This window comes from Hymenobacter sp. GOD-10R, from assembly GCF_035609205.1.
In the GTDB taxonomy this organism is placed as follows: domain Bacteria; phylum Bacteroidota; class Bacteroidia; order Cytophagales; family Hymenobacteraceae; genus Hymenobacter.
Window position 1 is genome coordinate 5,741,747 of sequence record NZ_CP141184.1, and the last position, 20,495, is coordinate 5,762,241.

At 49.4% G+C, this 20,495-nt stretch carries 21 protein-coding genes; 8 read left to right on the forward strand and 13 right to left on the reverse strand.

The genetic code is table 11. The features are described 5' to 3' along the window. Positions 1-30 precede the first annotated feature (30 nt). From gldL to lipB, 8 genes are all read right to left on the reverse strand, one after another. Positions 31-837, reverse strand: a complete 807-nt coding sequence (gene gldL / locus SD425_RS22900; RefSeq protein ID WP_324672648.1) for a gliding motility protein GldL — start codon at positions 835-837, stop codon at positions 31-33. A gap of 70 nt (positions 838-907) precedes the next feature. After that, positions 908-1,927 carry an SUMF1/EgtB/PvdO family nonheme iron enzyme gene (locus SD425_RS22905; RefSeq protein WP_324672649.1) on the reverse strand — a complete coding sequence of 340 codons (1,020 nt, stop codon included), beginning with the start codon at positions 1,925-1,927 and terminating at the stop codon, positions 908-910. A gap of 235 nt (positions 1,928-2,162) precedes the next feature. Continuing rightward, positions 2,163-3,152, reverse strand: coding sequence for a PorP/SprF family type IX secretion system membrane protein (locus tag SD425_RS22910; RefSeq protein ID WP_324672651.1), 990 nt, complete (start codon positions 3,150-3,152; stop codon positions 2,163-2,165). A gap of 133 nt (positions 3,153-3,285) precedes the next feature. Further along, a complete protein-coding gene (locus SD425_RS22915) occupies positions 3,286-4,116 on the reverse strand; it encodes a uroporphyrinogen-III synthase (protein WP_324672653.1) in 831 nt (276 codons plus the stop codon). Positions 4,117-4,193: 77 nt separating this feature from the next. Then, a complete protein-coding gene (locus tag SD425_RS22920) occupies positions 4,194-4,991 on the reverse strand; it encodes a DUF4271 domain-containing protein (RefSeq protein ID WP_324672655.1) in 798 nt (265 codons plus the stop codon). Positions 4,992-5,396: 405 nt separating this feature from the next. Beyond that, on the reverse strand, positions 5,397-6,287 hold the full coding sequence (locus SD425_RS22925; RefSeq protein WP_324672657.1) for an MraY family glycosyltransferase: 891 nt from the start codon (positions 6,285-6,287) through the stop codon (positions 5,397-5,399). 248 nt (positions 6,288-6,535) lie between these two features. After that, positions 6,536-6,952 (reverse strand): hypothetical protein, encoded by a 417-nt coding sequence (locus SD425_RS22930; protein ID WP_324672659.1) that lies wholly within the window; start codon positions 6,950-6,952, stop codon positions 6,536-6,538. 2 nt (positions 6,953-6,954) lie between these two features. Further along, positions 6,955-7,761, reverse strand: coding sequence for a lipoyl(octanoyl) transferase LipB (gene lipB / locus SD425_RS22935; RefSeq protein WP_324672661.1), 807 nt, complete (start codon positions 7,759-7,761; stop codon positions 6,955-6,957). Between the two features lie 170 nt (positions 7,762-7,931). Here lipB and SD425_RS22940 point away from each other — a divergent pair, with 170 nt between their 5' ends. Next, the gene (locus SD425_RS22940) at positions 7,932-8,291 is read left to right on the forward strand and encodes a YraN family protein (protein ID WP_324672664.1); all 360 of its coding nucleotides are present in this window, start codon (positions 7,932-7,934) and stop codon (positions 8,289-8,291) included. 47 nt (positions 8,292-8,338) lie between these two features. Here SD425_RS22940 and SD425_RS22945 read toward each other — a convergent pair whose 3' ends face one another. From SD425_RS22945 to SD425_RS22955, 3 genes are all read right to left on the reverse strand, one after another. Continuing rightward, positions 8,339-9,322, reverse strand: coding sequence for a hypothetical protein (locus tag SD425_RS22945; protein ID WP_324672666.1), 984 nt, complete (start codon positions 9,320-9,322; stop codon positions 8,339-8,341). A gap of 186 nt (positions 9,323-9,508) precedes the next feature. Beyond that, on the reverse strand, positions 9,509-11,350 hold the full coding sequence (gene htpG / locus SD425_RS22950; RefSeq protein WP_324672668.1) for a molecular chaperone HtpG: 1,842 nt from the start codon (positions 11,348-11,350) through the stop codon (positions 9,509-9,511). A 135-nt stretch (positions 11,351-11,485) separates the two neighbouring features. Beyond that, positions 11,486-11,980 carry a hypothetical protein gene (locus SD425_RS22955; RefSeq protein ID WP_324672670.1) on the reverse strand — a complete coding sequence of 165 codons (495 nt, stop codon included), beginning with the start codon at positions 11,978-11,980 and terminating at the stop codon, positions 11,486-11,488. A gap of 893 nt (positions 11,981-12,873) precedes the next feature. Here SD425_RS22955 and SD425_RS22960 point away from each other — a divergent pair. The 7 genes from SD425_RS22960 (at position 12,874) to SD425_RS22990 (ending at position 19,500) form a co-directional block, all read left to right on the forward strand. Then, on the forward strand, positions 12,874-15,336 hold the full coding sequence (locus SD425_RS22960; RefSeq protein WP_324672673.1) for a TonB-dependent receptor: 2,463 nt from the start codon (positions 12,874-12,876) through the stop codon (positions 15,334-15,336). 212 nt (positions 15,337-15,548) lie between these two features. Continuing rightward, positions 15,549-16,502, forward strand: coding sequence for a cation diffusion facilitator family transporter (locus SD425_RS22965; protein ID WP_324672675.1), 954 nt, complete (start codon positions 15,549-15,551; stop codon positions 16,500-16,502). Positions 16,503-16,658: 156 nt separating this feature from the next. Next, on the forward strand, positions 16,659-17,906 hold the full coding sequence (locus SD425_RS22970; RefSeq protein WP_324672677.1) for an MFS transporter: 1,248 nt from the start codon (positions 16,659-16,661) through the stop codon (positions 17,904-17,906). 70 nt (positions 17,907-17,976) lie between these two features. Then, positions 17,977-18,318, forward strand: coding sequence for a hypothetical protein (locus SD425_RS22975; protein ID WP_324672679.1), 342 nt, complete (start codon positions 17,977-17,979; stop codon positions 18,316-18,318). Between the two features lie 97 nt (positions 18,319-18,415). Beyond that, positions 18,416-18,859, forward strand: a complete 444-nt coding sequence (locus SD425_RS22980; protein ID WP_324672681.1) for a DUF6526 family protein — start codon at positions 18,416-18,418, stop codon at positions 18,857-18,859. A 17-nt stretch (positions 18,860-18,876) separates the two neighbouring features. Further along, a complete protein-coding gene (locus SD425_RS22985; RefSeq protein ID WP_324672682.1) occupies positions 18,877-19,164 on the forward strand; it encodes a YciI family protein in 288 nt (95 codons plus the stop codon). 33 nt (positions 19,165-19,197) lie between these two features. Beyond that, positions 19,198-19,500, forward strand: coding sequence for a DUF4286 family protein (locus SD425_RS22990; RefSeq protein ID WP_324672683.1), 303 nt, complete (start codon positions 19,198-19,200; stop codon positions 19,498-19,500). Positions 19,501-19,581: 81 nt separating this feature from the next. Here SD425_RS22990 and SD425_RS22995 read toward each other — a convergent pair whose 3' ends face one another. Together SD425_RS22995 and SD425_RS23000 are read right to left on the reverse strand one after the other, a co-directional pair. Continuing rightward, positions 19,582-20,076 (reverse strand): GNAT family N-acetyltransferase, encoded by a 495-nt coding sequence (locus SD425_RS22995; protein ID WP_324672684.1) that lies wholly within the window; start codon positions 20,074-20,076, stop codon positions 19,582-19,584. Between the two features lie 138 nt (positions 20,077-20,214). After that, positions 20,215-20,439 carry a hypothetical protein gene (locus SD425_RS23000; RefSeq protein ID WP_324672686.1) on the reverse strand — a complete coding sequence of 75 codons (225 nt, stop codon included), beginning with the start codon at positions 20,437-20,439 and terminating at the stop codon, positions 20,215-20,217. Between the last annotated feature and the right edge of the window lie 56 nt (positions 20,440-20,495).

The following is a 20,495-nucleotide window of genomic DNA, read 5'->3' on the forward strand; positions in this document are numbered from 1 at the left end:
ATAGAACAGAACTTATCAACGAACGTTGTATTAGCTGCTAGTACGCATTGCGTTCAGCATGTTGCCATACACTCGGTTCAGCGAGTTCAAGTTCGTAGTTAGGCTCGTTACTTCTTGCTTGAACTGGTCGGTCTCTTTACCAGCTTCAGTCAGGTTCTCCATAGCCTGGCTCAAAGTACCGTAGAACTTGTTCATGGACTTCAAATGAGTGTTAGCATCTTGAAGTTCCATTTCATACACGGCATTCAGAGCGCCTAAGTTCTTAGTCACATTCTGAACTTGTACGTGGTACTCTTTAGCATCAGAAGTAGCATCAGACATAGCTTGCATTGCTTGAGCAGTGTTAGCATATGCTTGATTGATGCGCTCCAAAGACTGAGCAGCTGAGCGTACTTTTGTAGTATACTCATCAGTAGCGTTGGTAGCTTCACCTAAGCCAGCAAGTTGCTGCGTAGTAGTGCTTAGACGATTCAAACCCTGACCAAGTGAAGCAATAGCTTCTGGAGTTACGTTAGCATCTTTCAGCATATCATCTAGCTTGCGCGTTAGACCAGTGCCGTTGTTGCTCGTTGTTGTCAGTTTGTTGCTGTTAGTAGAAGGATCATACCCTTCACTCAGTTCTGGATATACAAGCGACCAATCAACTTCTTTTGAGTTAGGCTGAAAAGCACTCAAGAAGAAGATCACTGCTTCTGTACCTAGACCCACCATCAACATCACGTCGGCGCCGTTCCAGTGTAGAATCTTAAACAAAGCTCCGATGATTACTACTGCTGCCCCAATACCATATACTTTGGGCATTACTGAGTCATACAGGAAGTTACCTTTTGCTGCCATTTTACTTAGAAGAGAGGAAAGTGAAAGTGATTATATAAAAGTTAAAAATTGAAAGTGTTGTAAAGTCAGTTTAGTTCATCTTGCTATTAGTACCCATACCAATTTGAATCATAGACGTGCGGAAACCTATATAAGAGCGAGCAGAGTCTTGGTATTCGAAGCTACGAGTTCCTGTTTCTAGGAAGTAGGCAATGTCTTTCCAAGAGCCTCCTCGTACTACTTTGCGTGGTTCGTTATCATCGGGGTTCGTAGGGTTCATATCCCATACTACTGGTACCGAAGCTTCCATAAAGGCATCGTCGCACCATTCAGCAACGTTACCGGACATGTCGTATAAGCCGAAGTCATTCGGGAAGAATGCGCCAACTGGTGAGGTATAAGCATACCCATCAGAAGCATAATCACCACGACCTGGTTTGAAGTTCGCCAGCATGCAGCCTTTAGAATTACGCAGATAAGGACCACCCCATGGATAAGTAGCTAGGTCGCGGCCACCGCGTGCTGCATACTCCCATTCAGCTTCAGAAGGCAAACGAAAGTTTGGCGTTGGCGCAAGGCCTGCTTCGGCATTAGCAGCGTTCTTGTTCTTGGTACGCCAGTTACAGAAGTATTTAGCTGCGAACCAATCAACACCTACTACTGGGTAATCATCAAAAGCTGGGTGAGTATAGTAGTACTCCATTAAGGGGTCACCCATATGATAAGTGAAGTCTCGTACCCAAACCGTAGTGTCTGGATAAAGCTCCGTCATCACATACTCTTCGCCCAATACATCAATAGAATCCTGACGGATTGCATTCATGAACTGGCGATACTCATTATTCGTAATTTCGGTCTCGTCCATGTAGAACCCGGCGATTGTCACCTGCTTGTTCATATTTACCATGGAAGCCGAAATATCCTGGTCCGTTTGGCCCATATGGAAAGTACCACCTGGACAAGGAACCATCCCGAAAGGAACTTCTTGAGGATTAAACTCTGGTCGATCCTCCGCCCCGACTAGGTCCCCCTGAGGTCCTTTGCCAAAACCACAGCCTCCCAATATTAATGCCGAAAGGGCTACGAGAGGCAATCCGAGAAACTTGTTCATATTAAGAAAAAAAGTCTGTTAGGCGGCAATATTCAAAGATTACAATTTCGCTGAGTCAGCAAATTTAATGGTTCCTCAACTTGCACACAAATAGGTAGCCAAAACTAGGCGACACAATCATGTACATGATAGGAATCTACTAAACGATGAAGGGCAGCTTATTAGTACTTAAAAAGCACTTTATTAGTTGCTTGAAAACTTCAAGGCAATAAGCAGGCCATTATTTATTACAGTATTAAAAACTGTAGCGTGGGGTCCGGATTGCGGGCCGCGTAGCCATTCCTGGCTTAGGTAGGCGATAAGAGAGCATAACCTCGTACGAGCTCAAAGCACGAGCATCTTGGTTAAATGCAATAAAGTCGTAAGCTAATCCCACCCTAAATGCATTGTCCTTTGCAAAGCTAAGTCCAGCCAAACCCGTTATTGATTCGTCATATCGGTAAGCCAATCCTCCCCAAAAACGATCGTTGAACGTGGCACGCACTCCGCCCTCATACGAGTTGTTCTTGAACGTAAATTTCCCTTCATCACCAAACTTGCCGGGCATTACCATTTTCACCAACACAGTCGGCGTAATTACAACGGAAGAAGTTGCCTCAATATTGTAACCGGCAGTGAAGTAGGCGTGATTTTCGTTAAGAATAGAAGCAGATGACGTATTCAGTACACTATTAAAGCTATAACCTGTACGGAATAGATTGTTTGCGCTCAAACCTGCATACAGCTTGTCTGATTCGTACCACACCCCTGCCCCCGCATCGAATTTATGATCTGATCCTTGCTGAGGTACATTAGGATCACCATCATCATTTGCACGATAAGACCCTTGATATATATAATTAAATATGCCTTGAATACCAATACCTAGTCGACCTTCGCCAACTTTAATATGCTTAGAATAGGATAGCTGCGTGTTTGTGGTAGTCCATTGGGCAATTCTGTCGCGATATGCTACTACTCCTATCCCTCCTCCAAGAACTTGCATTGGCAGCGAGGCACTAAGCATAAACGTTAGTGGAGAACCGCCATCATCGAAGGAAGCATTATAGCCAACATACTGGTCTCGACCAATAGTAGTAATCTCCCCTTGCCCCTTTATACCAGCATAAGCTGGATTTAAGTACATGCCATTAAATCCATAATGGCTGAACTGAGGCTGCTGCTGCGCAAGAGCGGTGCCGGTAACTGCCGACAGCAGGAGAGTGGCAATTAAAGATCCCTTCATGGAAGCAACTGGCTTGGACTGAGAATAAGGCTATTTAGACTAAGAGAGCTTGTTGTAACATACAAAAGCCCTGCAACTAAGTTAGATTAAATAACGAATGGAGACCGTTATTATTTGCTTCCTTTTGGGTTAGCTAAGCATTTTGTTTACCACTCTTGTTCTTCTCTTTTCCTGCATCTGCACCATGATGTAATCGGATGTATGCTTCAATAGCACCGGTCATAGACGGCGCATTTGGTTGAGGAGCTTCAATATCTAGTTCTAAGCCAGCATCTAATACGGCTTTTGCTGTGGTAGGACCAAAAGCTGCGATACGAGTGCCATCTTGCTCAAAGTCAGGAAAGTTGACGAACAGTGAACTGATTCCGGATGGGCTGAAGAAAGCGATACAGTCGTACTTCACATCTGACAAATCAGACAAGTCACTAGCAACTGTACGATAGATTACAGCTTCAGTAAACTTGAAGTTATTTGCCCGCATGAACTCCGGAATATCATCTTTGCGAATATCAGAGCAAGGATACAAGAATTTTTCACCCTTGTGTTTCTTGATGACATCAAACAAGTCAGCAGCAGTACGTTGACCTACGAACAACTTGCGCTTTCGTAGTACGATGTACTTCTGCAAATAGTTAGCAGTCTGCTCAGAGATACAGAAGTACTTCATCTCCGCCGGCATTTCCAACTTGGCTTCCTGGCAAATACGGAAGAAATGATCTACAGCATTGCGGCTAGTGAAAATGATAGCTGTGTGCTCAGCAATATTTATCTTCTCTTTGCGGAAGTCTTTGTAAGATACTGGCTCAACCTGAATGAACTCGCGAAAATCAACTTTGATACCGTATTTCTCGGCAATAGCAAAGTAAGGAGACACGTCGTTCGTCGGCTTAGGCTGGGTAACCAGGATGCTAGAGATGCGCTTGGCGTGCCGGCCCGTCCCCGGTTTGTCTGTGCTCTCGGCCATAAGGTAAATGGAGTGGGTAAGTCTAAAGCAAATAAGTGGCTTAAAAAACACTAGCCAGTGCTCAGTGCTGCAGGATGCTAATAGGTGAACACAATCAACTTCAAAAGCACCAAAAGAGGTATAACTTCTGTGGCGCAAAGGTACGAAAACAAATGTAGATTCAGTAGGGACACGCGTCGGCTTAGTGTACGTGCGATGCGGACTACTGTACCAACCAACATCAAGGAAACGACCCCATTAGATGCCCACAGCACTGCTTCCGGTAAGGTTTGATTCAAACTCAGATATAGAACCATCACTGCAGGCAGAAACAGTCCCATAAATAGGAAAGTACGAACAAATTCCCGGTACTGCATCATTACTAATTCCGTCACGTCGAAGATGTAACCCATCAATTCCAAGAAGAGGTACTTACCTAGTACAAATCCTGCTATCAGTCCTGTGTAAAGTAGCACACGTGCCATGATAGCTGATTCAGGTACATCGAATAAGCGCCGTAGAATGACAATGGTTTGGATATTGGTATGGATAGCAACAAGTAATAAGGCCAGCGACAATGAAAACACGAGTATTAGTAGAATATTCAGCCACGTAGCTGTCGGCTTGGTCAAAAACTCTTGGTCTTTGCCTTTTCCCCACCAGTTTTCGACCTGGTAAATACGAGCAAAGCTAGGCTGATACGTGGCCCGTATGCCACCGTAGAGTAAACCAATAAGGAGTAAGAAGCACAAGAACACATTCTCACCTTGATGACCGCGTGCACGTGCTTGCGCCGCAAAAACGTTAGTGTTAGCAGCTTTACCAACCTTCACCGGAGGTACCAAGGTGGTATTGGTAAAAGAAGAAATATCCGGAGCTATTTCAGGATGCCACACACATAGCAGGTGTGACCCAGTAGTCATCCCAGCTGGTAGTAGTTGCGCTAAATCGAGTGTGTAAGAGGCTGGACCTGGTGCCGTAAAGATGAGCCTGTTGTCCAGGAACAAGCTCTGATCTTTGCGCGCAGTAAATGTGATAGGGAAACCCTGCTTTGGCCGGATACTTACCCATTGGTAGTAGGCTCGGGCAGGATTGTGATAACCAGGCAAATAAAGAATTAACCGGTTCGAAGCTTCCTCATAGATTAGCCACTCATCGGAAAGACCAGTCTGTGGCGCAGGTGGTAGCGGACGATATTCCGTAGCCTGCCCAGCTAGCGTATGTAGTAGTAGCCACATACATATAACAAACCTACTTGCTACCCGCCAATCAGTGTTTCTCACTCTATTTCTGCTTGCCTCTTAAGAAGCTACTCGTTGCTGTGCAGTACGGCTACGGTATACACCTAGGAAGATGCTGAGTAGCACGGAGAAGGCTACTAGAGCGCCAATTAGCAACGTGTTACCTAGCTCAGCGAAGTTTATAACGAATAGGATCACTACCAAATTTAGCAGGCTTAGTAATAGCACAGTGCTTATTTGTTGAAAGCCCATAGCGAGGATCCGGTGGTGAATATGGTTTTTATCGGGCGAGAATGGCGAACGTCCGGCTAGCATGCGCACCAAAAAAACGCGTACCGTATCGAAAAGAGGAACGAACAAGATTCCAACTGCAACAGAAGGAGCTGATGAAGCGAAAGGCTGTCCAACCTTTAAACCCATCTCGATAAATTGGATGGTAAGTACTGACACGATAAAGCCGCAAACTAATGAGCCCGTGTCTCCCATAAAAATACTAGCACGGTGAAAGTTATAACGCAAGAAGCCTAGTATTCCCCCTATGACGCAGACAGAAACATACACGTAGTTGCTGTAGCTGGTACCACCATAACGGTAGAAGTAATAGCCAAACGTACTAGCAATGATAATAACGATGGTACCTGCTAGACCATCCAATCCATCGATGAGGTTGATGGCGTTCGTAATGCCAACAATTACTAGAAAGGTGAAGGCATAACTTATCCCAATTGGTAGCTCATGAATCCCTAAGATACCTTGAAAGCTAGTAATCCGGATTTCAGGTTGGGGCATGATCATTACAATGCCCGTTGCTAATAGCTGTCCGACAAACTTTTTTGTGACGGATATAGTAACCAAATCGTCTTTAAGCCCGACGAAGAACAGAACGATACAACCTGCTAATAGCTGTTGAATTCCATTACTTAAGTCAGCAAAGATGGTAAGTGCTGACATGAAGCCAGCGAACACAGCTACCCCTCCGAGCCGAGGAGTGAGCGACTCATGCACGGTTCGCACGTTGGGCGTATCCAACATGTTTTTAAGATGAGCAATATAAATAATGGAGGGCACCGCAAATAGCGCTACCCAAAAGGCCCACATAAATGATAAGCTCAATGAAATCCCAAGTGCATTCATCACCTATTCAACGCTTAAAAGGCAGAAGCTAACCGTTGAGAGTAACAGCTAGTCATATAAATCAATTAACTGTGCAATACCCCCGAACGGCCGAGGAGCGCAATAGAAATCAGGTTGGCGGCAACAATAGAATCAGGCACGAATATGAACTTCTTATCAAAGATTTGTGAGCCACGATAGTAGCTTACCCAATACTGATTGTTGAGACGAAATAAGTCAGGATCAATAGGTTCAACGGGTACGGCACTGTGTGGTGCTACTTCTACGAACACGTGACGTAGGGTCGAAGTACGCACTTGCTCACCATCTTCCTTCGTTCCGTACCCATTAGAACTAACGATAACGTTTTCCAACGGAAATGCATTGTGATTAAGTAAGTATACCTGCCAACCCGCTTTGCCTTCCTCTGTAGCTGCGTTATCGTCAGGCACTACGGCTATAGAAACGCCTTCAACTGGATCAAACAGAATATGTTCCTTCATTCCTACTCAAACATAAATTGGGCAGCGAACAAGTCGGCCAAGTGTATCAACAAGCGGTCTTCTACTTCTGAGAGCGGTACTGCTCTACCTAGCTCCTGCTGCAAAGATGTAACGGCTTTATCACTGATACCGCACGGCACAATGTGCCCGAAGTACGATAAGTCAGTGTTAACATTCAACGCAAAGCCATGCATAGTCACCCAACGGCTGCATTTGACCCCTAGGGCACAAATCTTACGTGGGTTGCTAGCTCCTTCTTCAAAGTCTAGCCACACACCCGTGAGACCAGGAATGCGGCCTGCTACTAACTCGTATTCTGACAACGTACGAATCACCGCTTCCTCTAACACCCGTAGATACCGGTGAATGTCCGTAAAGAAGTTATCGAGGTCTAAGATCGGGTAGCCTACTAGTTGACCCGGCCCATGGTACGTTATATCCCCTCCCCGATTGATACGGTGAAATGTAGCTTGGTGCTCCTGCAATGCAGCTTCGTCGAGCAACAAGTGTTCAGGTTTGCCGCTCTTGCCTAGCGTGTACACATGCGGATGCTGGCAAAGCAAAAGGTAATTAGGCGTTGGCAACACAGGGGTGCCTGCTTCCGTTGCTTGACGATTTTGTGCTTTGATGGCAAGCGTTGCGGCCAGCAGTTGTTCTTGGTAGGCCCAAGTGGTTTCGTAATCTGAGAGCCCTAGCCGCTGCACCACTACACGATGGTTCTGACTTGCTTCAGCTATAGTCGGCGCAATCGGATCAACACTAGGGGTGGCGGCAACGGGTACACTGCACTGACTATATAAGGAATCCATCAATGAGCAGTTCAGGTGGTAGGATAGATGATGCAGAACAGATGTGCACCATAGCAACGGTTTCGGCATTTAGGTTCCAGCAGGCGAGTAACTGTCGCTGGTACCATAGCAAAGGTACGTAGATTCGTCCCAAAGCCAATTGTACGACATACCGCAACTGCCTCTCTCCTATGCCCTACGATGCTCATCAACTTGGCCACGCGGGTGAAGCGGCAGCGGCCGACTACTTCCTAGGGCGTGGCTTTGCCATAGAACGTCAGAATTACCGTTATCGTCGCGCTGAAGTAGACCTTATTGTACGACTCGCAACACAACTTCTGGTTTTCGTTGAAGTGAAAACGCGTTCCTCTTCCCAGTTCGGTTATCCAGAAACCTTTGTTACGGACCGCAAGCGCCAACTTTTTCGCTTAGCGGCCGAACAGTACCAAGAGGAAATCAACTGGGCAGGCGACATCCGATTTGATATCCTAGCACTTACACCGACTGCCACCGGTTTCAAAATCGAGCACTTTGAAGACGCCTTCTACTAGCGAGCAGCTACCGACAAGTAGCTAGGTTCTGAGACACTATCGCAGTCCTATTTTCTAGTTCCTAGCCGGTTCGTTCCTGGTCTATTAGTGCCAGGTCTACTGTCATCTGGGGCGTTACGCCGATCTAGCTTGTCTTTCTCGTAGATAAGTGTTCCGTTCCGGTTGTACTCACGTAGCAGTATAGGCTCAGCTTCGGGCTCGTAGCCGCTTTCTGGATACTGATAAACGTAGTGTAATCGATTGGGCACGTTGCGAAACCCCCAATACTTGTTCCAGAGACCTACCTTTTTTCCGTTCTCGAACTGCCCATCCCAGTCGCGCTTACCGTTTTCGAGGTAGCGCACGTACTCGCCTTCCAGCTTACCGTCAACGTAAGGCACTACTTCTTTTAGCTGCTTCTGCTCACCATCGTAATACGTAACGTTGGCATCGCGCGGGAAGCCTTTCTCGTAATGCACTTTGGTAACCAGAATATTGTCTTTGCTAAGCCGCTCCCAACGTAAGTGGCGCGTACCAACGGCATAGAAGCCTGTTTCGACCACTTTGCCGCCTTGCATCTTCTTATAAGGTCCGTGCAGCACCTTGTTAGCGCCGGGGTCTACCCCAGCTCGGTCCTGCAGAATGCGACGTTTGTGCGCATCATAATAATAGCGTACAGGAGCAAAAGGATCCGTTTTCTGTGGATTGCGCATGTAGTAGAAGATTTCTACTACTTGATTACGTCCCTTTGGGCCTGACTTGGTATAGGCCTTCTTGATTGGCTCGCCAAGAAAGATGTTCTTTTTCTTCTTAGGCTTACGCTTATTCTTCTTGTCTTGATCCTTTGCCTGCTGCTCTTCCTCCTTCGTCATAGCCACACGCTTGGTTTTGAGCAAGTTTGTGGTGTCGCTGTTCTGCGTCAATGTGTCGTTGACGGTCAGCGCTACGAGGTCTTGATCGGGCTTGCTATTGAAGGAGACGGTTTTCTTGGAACACGCTCCAACTAGTAGCAGCAGAGCAAACAGCAATAATTGCGGTCGAGAAAAAGGCATAAGTAAGCGAGCAAATTCGCAGCAGTAAACGTAAAGATACAGTGATTTGGTGCCCGACACCTAGGTAGCTGATTAGCTACTTACTGGCGTAACTTATCGTATTCTTATCAAAAGAATAAAACCCCAGCAACTTTCGTCGCCGGGGTTCTATTGTTACTGCACGAGCGAGTTACTTCAAAGCACCCACTATGCTGTTAGCAGATCAGCACTGCGCTTCACAAAGGCAGTCAGTGCTTCTCCTTTCAACATGTTTTGCGCCAACAGACCTAGGTCGAAGGCCTGACGAGCTAGCTTACGTCCTGCTTCTTCGTCGGCACTGAGAATACGCTGGCTTATTGCGTGGTTAGCATTGACACTCACCGTATAGCTATCTGGCAAGCTGCCCATGAAGGCCATACCGCCACCGCCGCCCGTGCGCTGCATGTCTTTCATCCGCCGCATAAACTCGGGCAGCGTGATAATAACAGGTGAGTCTTGAGGCGATAGAGCTTCTATCTGCACATGCATGTGCTCGTTATTGATTGCTTTGGCAAACAGCTCCTGCAAACGCGTTTTGTCTTCATCGCTTAGCACACTCTCGGTAGCTTCATCCTTCTCGATGAGCTTACCAACCGTGTCAGCATCCACTCGTTTGAAGGTCACCTTCTCCAGTTTCTGCTCTAGCTGCCCGATGAAGTGCGTGTCAAGTACACCATCGAGTTTCAGTACATCGTAGCCCCGGTCGAGGGCGGCGGCCACATAGGCGTGCTGTGCTTCCGAATCGGAGGTGTACAGCACAACCAGTTGCTCTTGCTTGTCCTTCTGGTTGGCTTGGATAAATTCTTGGTACTCGCTCAAAGTAAAGTACTTACCGGCCGTGTTCTGCACGAGCGCAAAGTCTTTGGCTTTGTCGTAGAATTTCTCGTCCGACAACATACCATACTTCACAAACAGACCGATATCTGACCATTTTTGCTCGTAGCCAGCCCGGTCTTTCTTGAACAGCTCGCTGAGCTTGTCTGCTACCTTACGGGTAACATACGTATTGATTTTCTTCACGTTAGCATCAGCTTGCAGGAAGCTACGCGACACGTTCAGCGGGATATCAGGCGAGTCGAGTACGCCGTGCAACAGCATCAGGAACTCTGGCACCACGTCTTTCACCTCGTCGGTAATGAACACCTGGCGCGAGTAAAGCTGAATCTTGTTGCGCTGGAGCTGTAGCTCGTCCTTCACCTTGGGGAAATACAAGATACCCGTCAGGTTGAAAGGGTAATCGACGTTGAGGTGAATCCAGAACAGTGGTGGCTCTGTGAGAGGATACAGCTCCTGGTAGAACTTCGTGTAATCTTCGTCGGTCAACTCCGAAGGCTGCTTGGTCCAGATGGGTTGCGTCTGGTTGATGACCTCGCCTTCAAACTCAATCTCGATAGGCAGGAATTTGCAGTACTTCGTCAGGATAGTCCGCAACCTAGCTTCTTCCAGGAACTCGTCTGAGTCAGCGGCTACGTGCAACACCACATCGGTACCGCGCTCAGCTTTCGCGTGCTCGCCCGTGGGCTCATCGAGCGTAAATTCGGTGCTACCATCGCACGTCCAATGCGCCGTTAGGGTATCATCCTTGTACGACTTCGACCAGATTTCCACCTCCTCTGCTACCATGAAAGCAGAGTAAAAACCTAGGCCAAACTGACCAATGATCTGATCTTTGGTGCTAGCATCCTTCTCTTTATACTGCTCCACAAACTCGGTGGCGCCAGAGAAGGCGATTTGGTTGATATATTTCTTAATCTCCTCGGCCGTCATACCTAGGCCACGGTCGGAGATAGTGATTTTACGCGCTTCCTTATCCACCGTCACGCGCACCTTCAGTTCGCCTAACTCACCCTTGAACTCACCTAGCTGGGCTAGGCTCTTGAGCTTTTGGGTGGCGTCAACTGCGTTCGAAACCAATTCCCGAAGGAAGATTTCGTGATCAGAGTACAAGAATTTCTTGATGATGGGGAAGATATTCTCGGTATGAATCGAGATGCTACCTTTCTCTTGCATAACGTATTGGCAGAAGCAGTGAAACAAAAAACCGGACAAAACGCTAGGCACTTGCAGCTATAGCGTTGTCCGGCTCTCGGTTTCAAAAGGTGTTCCACGCCTTCCGTGCTGCCAGTTTGACAGCACACACAGGGGTTAATCAATAAGCTTTTTTAACGACAAGCGTTGGGTACCAGGCTGTGAAGCTGTGTATGCGGCGGCAAACCATTCCATTTCCAGGCGGTGTACGTCGTCGGGCGTTTTAGATAGCCAATCTAGTGCAGCAGGGAAATCAGCAAAGAACTGTACGTTGACCTGAGTATAGCAGCGGCCACTATCGAGTACATGCTCCATTGCCAGTTGATTATGTAAGTCATTGGGCAACATCAGGGCTATATTTAATACACCAACATGCGCAAACTGAGCCACCCACCGCTGACTTACCCAAGCTTGTTCGTCGTTGCCAAGCGGCGGCATTTGGGAGATGTCGACCATCCATTGGCGAATCTTGTGTTGGCGGGAAAAGAGTAACAATCGTTCAAGGGCCATCTGAAATCGTAGCAGACTTAAAGGCCCCTGCCACTGCCAGCGTACTAACTGAAGTTGAGGATCGTGTTGCAGTAGGAGTGATTCGTGAAGAGAACAGATCATATTGATAGCAGTAACACTAAAACCAGTACTTTTTATTGATAGGGTTCACAAATCTATATAGTAATTTTTTAATTATATGTACATACACGTTGACTCAGCAAAATTGCTCGCTTAACAGAACGTGAATCTCGCTAGATCAGTATACAGACTCCTCAAGATAGGTATCAGTTAACCTGTAAGCCTCTCTCTGAAGCCAATAGCAACTTTTCAATATACTGTATAAAATTGTATTATTCTCTTAATCATATCTGTTACTATGCAGAGTGGTTTAGCAATTTCTCCATAACCTAGCTGTTCCGATTAAGCAAAATCATTCTACATTTGGCAGGTACATTCGCCACATTGTTGCATAATGCGCGCTCTTCGTTCTCATCTGGCACTTTTGCTCCTGCTCTGCTTTACGCGGGTGCTCCTGCCAGATACTTGGATCTTGGCGTTGCACCAGCATCAGCACACAAGCGAAGAGGCGGCGCATGTGTCGCTAATGAGCAAGCCGGGCAAGGCGCGATTACTGCTCACGTCCAAACACCAACATTGCCAGACTGACCACTTTAGTCATGTCTCCTGCCAACTGGCTGCACCGCTAGAGTTTGAGGTCATACCGTTTTTTTCGGCGGCTATTAGCGATAAGCTCTGTGCAGCATGGCCTAGCTCGGTGGTCGCTACCGGGTATTTGCGCGGACCACCTAGAAGCTAGGTTTCCTGCTTCCCTCTTTGCTGCTTTCAACCCATACTCTTCGTACGGCGTCCACCATGGTGTGAACGCCGTTACCTAGGTTACTAGTTAGCAGATACTTACGCTCAGAAGCCGCTGCTTCTGTAGGCTGGCCCTAGTTGCTAGCGTGGCGTTCCTTTCCTTCTTAGCTCATTCGCTAGGCCCTAGCTTTCAGTTTATGTCACGATATTTTCTAGTGATAGGCTTGTTGCTGCTCACTACAAGCACAATTGCGCAAGTACCCACTACCACTACTCCGCTCGCTGCACAGCGGGCAACATCCGGCAACCTCGTTACAGGCCACGTGGTAGATGCCGCGACGAAAGAGCCCGTTCCCGGTGCCACCATCCTGTTTCCCGACTTGCGCCAAGCTACTGCGACTGGCCCTGACGGTACTTTCCGGTTTGCTAGCTTACCGCGCGGCCGCTTTCTAATGCAGGTTCGCTCCTTAGGCTACACTAGCGTCGCACGCACCATTGACACTGGCACAGGTCAGCCTATTGAAGTAGCCTTGACATCTACGGCTACCGAAATCGGTCAAGTAGTCGTGACGGGAGTATCAGCGGCAACAGAAATGCGCCGTTCGCCCATTCCAACCACGGTGGTCGATCATACTCGCTTGCAGCAGGCCGCAGCTACCAACGTGATAGATGCCATAGCGCACACTCCCGGCCTTTCACAAATTACAACGGGCGCCGCCATTAGCAAGCCGATCATCCGGGGGCTAGGTTTCAACCGCGTTATTACCCTCAACAATGGCTCTAAGCAAGAAGGCCAGCAGTGGGGCGACGAGCACGGTATCGAGATTGATGAGTATTCTATTGACCGCGCGGAGGTAATCAAAGGTCCCGGCAGCTTGCTCTATGGCTCCGATGGTATGGCGGGCGTTATCAACTTTCTGGCACCTGACCCCGTGGAAGAAGGCAAGATCATTGGCTCAGCCTCAGCCAACTACCAAACCAATAATGCCTTGCAGGGCTATTCGCTCATGAATGCGGGCAATAAAAACGGTTTCAACTGGTTGGTACGCGGCAGCAGCAAGCTAGCGGGCAGCTACCGCAACCGCTACGATGGGCGCGTCTTTAACTCCGGCTTCCGCGAGCTAGATGCCAACGGATACGTAGGCGTCAATAAGAGCTGGGGCTATTCACACCTGACGTTCAATACCTTCAACCAGCAGCTAGGGTTAACGGAAGGTGACCGGGACCCAGCAACGGGCCGCTTCTTGAAAGACGTGGCTGTGCATGACACAGCGACCGAAGCCGTGCCTGTGACTACCGACGACTTGCGCGGCTATGGCCTAGCTCTACCGCGGCAGCGGGTCAACCACTTGCGCATTGGCACCGAAAACAACTTCATTTTCGGTCAGAGCCGCTTGACGGTAAATGCTAGCTGGCAACAGAACTTACGCCGTGAGTTCGGCGACGTACTCAATCCGGATACACCAGAGCTGTACTTTCAGCTGCGCACGTTTGACTACGCTGTGCGGTACTTTCTACCCGAGATGCAAGGCTGGAACACCACTGTCGGCGTCAGTGGTATGCAGCAGCAAAACGTTAATAAGGGTGAGGAATTCCTAATTCCTGCTTACCACCTGCTCGATGGCGGTGTGTTTGGGGTGACGAAGAAAACTTTTGGTAAGCTAGACGTGAGTGGCGGCCTACGCTACGACATCCGGCGTATCAACGCCGACGCCTTGTACCTCGACGCCGATGAGCGTCCGGTGCCCGCGCCTGGCGCAGAGCAGAAGTTTGCGGGCTTCAAATCTACTTTTCGCAACGTGTCGGGCAGCATCGGTGGCGCGTACAGCCTCAGCGAAAAGCTGCTGGTAAAGGCCAATCTATCTCGCGGATTTCGGGCACCTAATATTTCCGAGCTAGGTTCCAATGGGCAGCACGAAGGCACCATCCGCTACGAAATTGGTGACCCGACGCTCAAAGCAGAAACCAGCTTGCAATATGATGCCGGCATCAGCTACGTAACTGACCACGTGAGCCTGAACGTGGACGCTTTCGAAAACCGTATTCAGAACTACATCTTCCCACGCCATATTCTGAACGCAGCAGGCTCCGATTCGATTGCCTCGACGGGAAACCCCGTATTTCTGTACGACCAAGGCAACGCCCGTCTGGTTGGCGGAGAAGTAAGCGTTGATATTCACCCGCATCCGCTGGACTGGCTGCACTTTGAAAACAGCTTCTCGATGGTGCGCGCGCGCCAGCTTAATCAACCCGCTGACTCCTTACGTAACCTGCCGTTTATTCCTGCCGACCGGTTGCAATCGGAGCTGCGCGTTAATTTTCGCAAGGTGAAGAATACGCGTTTGGCGAACTTGTACGTCCGCGTCAACGTGGAACACACGTTCGTGCAAAACCGCTTTTTTGCGGCTTATCAAACCGAAACGCGTACGCCGGGCTACACCCTAATTAATGCAGGCGTGGGCACCGATTGGATAAATGCGAAGGCGCAAACGCTCTTTTCAGTCTTTGTGACTGGCAATAACTTGTTTGATGTTGCCTATCAGAGCCACCTCAGCCGTTTGAAATACGCGGATTATAATGCCAGCAACGGCCGTATGGGTATTTTCAACATGGGTCGCAACATCAGCGTGAAGGTGGTGGTACCGTTGCGCTTCAATTAGCGGCGTAGTGCTACCTGGGTCTGGTCGCCATTAGCACACATTTTTTCTTTGTAAGCTCAAGCACGTCTGTCGAGGGCTGCTGATTCTTCTGTACCTTAACCCAAGCTGGTGAGCTGACCAATGTTGCCCTGATTTACTTCGAGCAACACCTTTTATGGAACTGCGCCGCGCACCAGTCGTTACAGACTAAACAGCAACTTTCTTTATCATCAATGGCGCATTCTCACGACCACCATGGTCATGATCATAGTCACGGTCACGACCACGACCATCATCATGGTATTGCAGCGGCATCCGAGATGCACTTTGGTCGGGCATTTGGCATCGGCATCGCCCTGAACCTGATTTTTGTAGTGGCTGAGACCCTAGGTGGTTTTTGGTCTAATTCTTCGGCTTTGCTCTCCGACGCAGGTCATAACCTGAGCGACGTGTTGAGCTTGGCCCTAGCTTGGGGAGCGACACAGCTAGCCAGCCGGCCTTCTTCCGAGCGCTACACCTATGGGTTCAAGAGTGCTACTATTCAAGCAGCGCTCATCAATGCAGCATTGCTCTACGCAGCACTAGGCTTTATTCTTTGGGATACGATTGAGCATTTACGTCACCCTGCCCCAGTCAATGGCCGCCTCGTGATGCTACTGGCAGGCATCGGTATTGCGGTGAATGGGCTGACCGCTTACTTATTTCGGAAGGGCCAGCATGGCGATGTAAACCTGCGGGGCGCGTATCTGCATATGCTTACCGATGCGTTGGTGTCGCTGGGCGTGGTGGTGGGCGGCGCGTTGGTCACCTGGACGGGTTGGCAGTGGCTCGACCCGGCTATCAGCTTCGTTATCCTAGGCATTATTGCTTACAGCTCATGGGGGCTGCTGCGCGAGACGGTGCAGCTCACCATGCTCGGCGTACCGGAAAGCATCGACCTACAACAGGTAAGGCAGCGCCTACTTGCCCAACCCGGCGTCACGCAAGTCCACGATCTGCATGTGTGGCCCATGAGCACACGCGACACGGCGCTTACGGTGCATTTGGTACGCCCTGGCTACAGCGGCGACCATGACTTCCTGACGCACTTGCAAAATATTATGCAGGAGGAGTTTAGCATCTGTCACTGTACCGTACAAATAGAGGAGCGTGAGCCCGTGCTTGAGGAATCGTGTGGCTGTGTCTAACACTCGTTACAACCAGTAGCAACCTAGCTTTAAGAACAGACCGCACCATAACCCGTGCGGTCTGTTCTTTTTGGGCCTTTTGGAATTCCCCTTTCGAAAAAGAAGAAAACTGTCGAATATGCGTACAAACGCCTTTTACCTGCTTTGCCCTAGTCTATGATTTCCTCCTCCGCCCCTCAGCCTCCTAAGACGGCTTCCTTGCTAAGTGCTGTTGTTATTGTGGCCTCGCTCGGCTACTTCGTTGACATCTACGACTTGGTACTATTTAGTATTGTGCGGGTGAAAAGTCTCAATGGTCTAGGTGTACTCGACCCAAGTCAAGTCACAGAGCAAGGCATTTACCTAATCGATATGCAGATGGGCGGCATGTTGATCGGAGGCATTCTGTGGGGCATTTTGGGTGATAAGCGGGGGCGTTTGTCGGTGCTATTCGGCTCTATTCTGATGTACTCGTTGGCGAATATTGCCAATGGCTTTGTGCAAACCGTGGATCAATATGCTTGGCTGCGCTTTATTGCGGGGGTGGGACTTGCCGGTGAGCTAGGTGCTGGCATCACGCTGGTAGCCGAGAGCTTGCCCAAAGAAAAACGAGGCTACGGAACCATGATCGTGGCCACCGTAGGCGTATCTGGGGCGATAGTAGCGTATTGGGTGGGTGAGCGGTTTGGCTGGCGCAACAGCTATTTTATTGGGGGTGGCCTAGGCTTGGCTTTGCTTGCCTTGCGCGTGGGGGTATTCGAATCGGGTATGTTTGAGCAGGCTAAGCGAGAAGATGTCGCCCGCGGCAACTTCTTCAGCTTGTTTACCAACAGCGAACGGCTAGGCCGGTACATACGCTGTTTGCTTATTGGCTCACCTTTCTGGTTTATCGTCGGCATTCTAATTACGCTGGCGCCTGAGTTCGGCAAGCACTTCGGTCTGCAAGGCTCAGTCACTGGCGGCTTGAGTATCTTCTGGTGCTACCTAGGTCTAACGATCGGAGACTTTGCCAGCGGTAGCCTCAGTCAGCTATTGCATAGCCGTAACCGCACACTACAAGTGTTCATTTTGGCTTCGCTCACGATGGTGGGCGTGTACTTGTTTGGGCTGCATGGGGCGAGCACTACGATGTTTTACACCGTTTGCTTTTTGCTAGGCCTAGCAGGAGGCTTCTGGGCTTTGTTTGTGACCGTATCGGCCGAGCAGTTTGGCACCAACCTGCGCGCCACTGTTGCTACCACGGCACCCAACTTTGCCCGCGGCGCCATTGTGCTTATTAATCCGACGTTCAAGGCGCTACAAGGGTCGCTTAGCATTGTGGGTGCGGCGGCATTTATTGGGTCCGTTTTGCTGCTCTTGGCCTTCTGGAGTGCCAGCACTTTGCCGGAGAGCTATGGCAAAGACCTTGATTTTCAGGAGGTATAAAGATTTACCCCCAACCTCCGAGGCAGGCTAGCCGTATTAGGACCAAATACTCTTGACCAGACCCTCACTCATGAAAAAGATAACTTTCCTGCTGACAGTTGCTGCGCTAACCTCTCTCAGCACCATCGCTCGTGCCCAAACCACGAGAGTAGATAGCGTTCAACAGCAAACTGCTAACTCGAAGGCCCTCTACGACGCGCAGAAAGACCAGGCTGACGCCAGCAAACGGTCGTTGAAGGATAGCAAAGCTGAACTGAAGCAGCAGAAGCTCGCTCTGAAGAACCAGCAGAACGTGCTAAAGCAGCAGAAGCTCGCCGACAAGCAAGCGCAGCAGCAAGCCAAGTTGGCCAAAGAACAAGCGAAGCTCGATAAGCAGCGCCTACGCATGGAAAAGAAAGCAGCGAAGAGCTAGCCCCTTTCTTCTCTGTTCAACGCCTACAATAAACAAAACTCCAGTCCAAGGCGGCTGGAGTTTTTTGTATTCTCTTTTTCCACTTTTCTTTCGCCGAATGGCTACTACCAAAAACACCGTTAAGTATTACCCGCTGCACCACTTCGTTTTGCTGCCCGCCGCATTGATCATGGCGATTTATACCATCCGCCGCTACCTATCAGTTGCCGGTGAAGATTCGGAGGAGTCGCGGATATGGTTTTGCGTGATGGTGCTAGCCATTATTGTGTTTGCTGGGCTAGTGATGCTCCGGCAGCACTATGCATTGATGCTTCAAGATCGGGTTGCGCGCTTGGAAGTACGTCAACGCTATTTTGAGCTAACTGGTAAAAGCCTGCGGCCTCTAGAAGAGCAGCTTACGCTGAAGCAGATATTATCTTTGCGCCTCGCCGGCGACCAAGAGCTACCGGGCTTGGTGCAAGCTAGCATCCAGGAAAAGCTGACACCAAAAGACATTCAGGCGCGTATTCAAGACTTTCAGTTCGACACGATGCGCGTCTGAGGTGTACCTTTGTGGCTATGTTTCTGCTTGTTCTCACGTATTCGAAGCCTCTGGAGGATGTGGAGCCCTTCATGGCCGCACACATGACTTGGGTCGATGCACACTACCAAGACGGTACTTTCGTAGCCTCAGGCCGGCGCGTACCCCGTACCGGGGGCATCATCCTAGCTCGTGCTACCGACCGTGCTAGCTTGGAAACCATGGCTGCTACGGACCCTTTTCTGGAAGCGGGTGTAGCGCAGTATGACATCATCGAATTCACTTTATCGCGCACGGCGCCGGGCTTCGAAAGCCTGCTCAGCTAGCTTTACGGCGCCTGCTTTCTTATTTTCACCTGAATGATTCTGTACAACGTAACCAGTAGTATCGACCCGGATATCGCCGACGAGTGGGTCACGTACATGCGCGACGTGCACTTGCCCGAAGTAATGGCCACGGGTTTTTTCGTCAAAAGTCAGTTGTGCCGCTTGCTCAATGAGGAGGAAGGCGGTATTACTTACGCCGCACAACTGTATTGCCTCGGCTTAGATCAGCTTGAAGATTACCAAGACCTTTTTGGGCCTGGCCTGAACGCTAACCTAACCACGCGCTTTCCCGGCCAATACGTATCGTTCAGCACTATTCTGGAGATAGTTGACTAACATCTGTGGCCATAACCGAAAAGCCAAAGGCCCTGCTGAAGAGATTTCAGCAGGGCCTTTGGCTTTTTTAGTCTTTCTTTCCTACAAGCTCATCACGGCCTCATTGCAATTGTAGGCAAGTAGCTGCTCATTAGTTAGGTTGCCGTTGTGCCACTCAGGGTCTAGGTTGGCGCCTATCTTTTTGTAGAAGCCAATAGCTGGCTCATTCCATTCGAGCACCTGCCACTTCATACGATTGGCACCTGTAGTGCGGGCTTCATGCACGACAGCATCAAAGAGCAGTTTACCGAGGCCAGTGCCGCGGGCAGCTTCCGTTACCACCAAGTCTTCGAGGTAGAGCATACGGCCTTTCCAGGTAGAATAAGCGGTATAGTACAGCGCGATACCTAGGATAGCGCCTTCAGCATTTTCGGCCACGAAAAACTTGAAGATGGGCTCGGGGCCAAAGCCGTCGCGCTGCATGTCGGCCAGCGTATTCGTGACTTCCTGAGGGGCGCGCTCGTATTCGGCTAGCTCCTGAATGAGACCTAGCACCTGGGGCAAATCGGCTTCAACGCCGCGACGAATAGTTGTCATCAATGAACAATCAACAATGATGAATGAGCAATCTTGGTTAACGTGACACTTTGATCAAGCTTGTCTTAAATGAACAATGAGCAACGCTGCGAACAGCCATTGCTCATTGTTCATTTAAGATAAGCTTGATCAAAAAAGCTACATCTGCGGCTGCATCTGTTTGATATCCTGCGTTGCATTTACGGCATTAATTTCGCGCGGCACGTTGGTATCAGGCTTGCCACCAGTCGTGTCGGCTGCGGCCGGAATAGGTGGTAGTGGCCGAGTCGCCACGTCTTCATCTGTGTTGATATCTGGATTGCCGCATGATGATACGGTTAGCGAAGCGACGGCCAGCAGACCGAGCAGAAGCGTTTTCTTCATAAGTAAGCCGAAATGTACGGGCATTGGAGTTTCGGGCCGCAAGATACAAAGCAGGC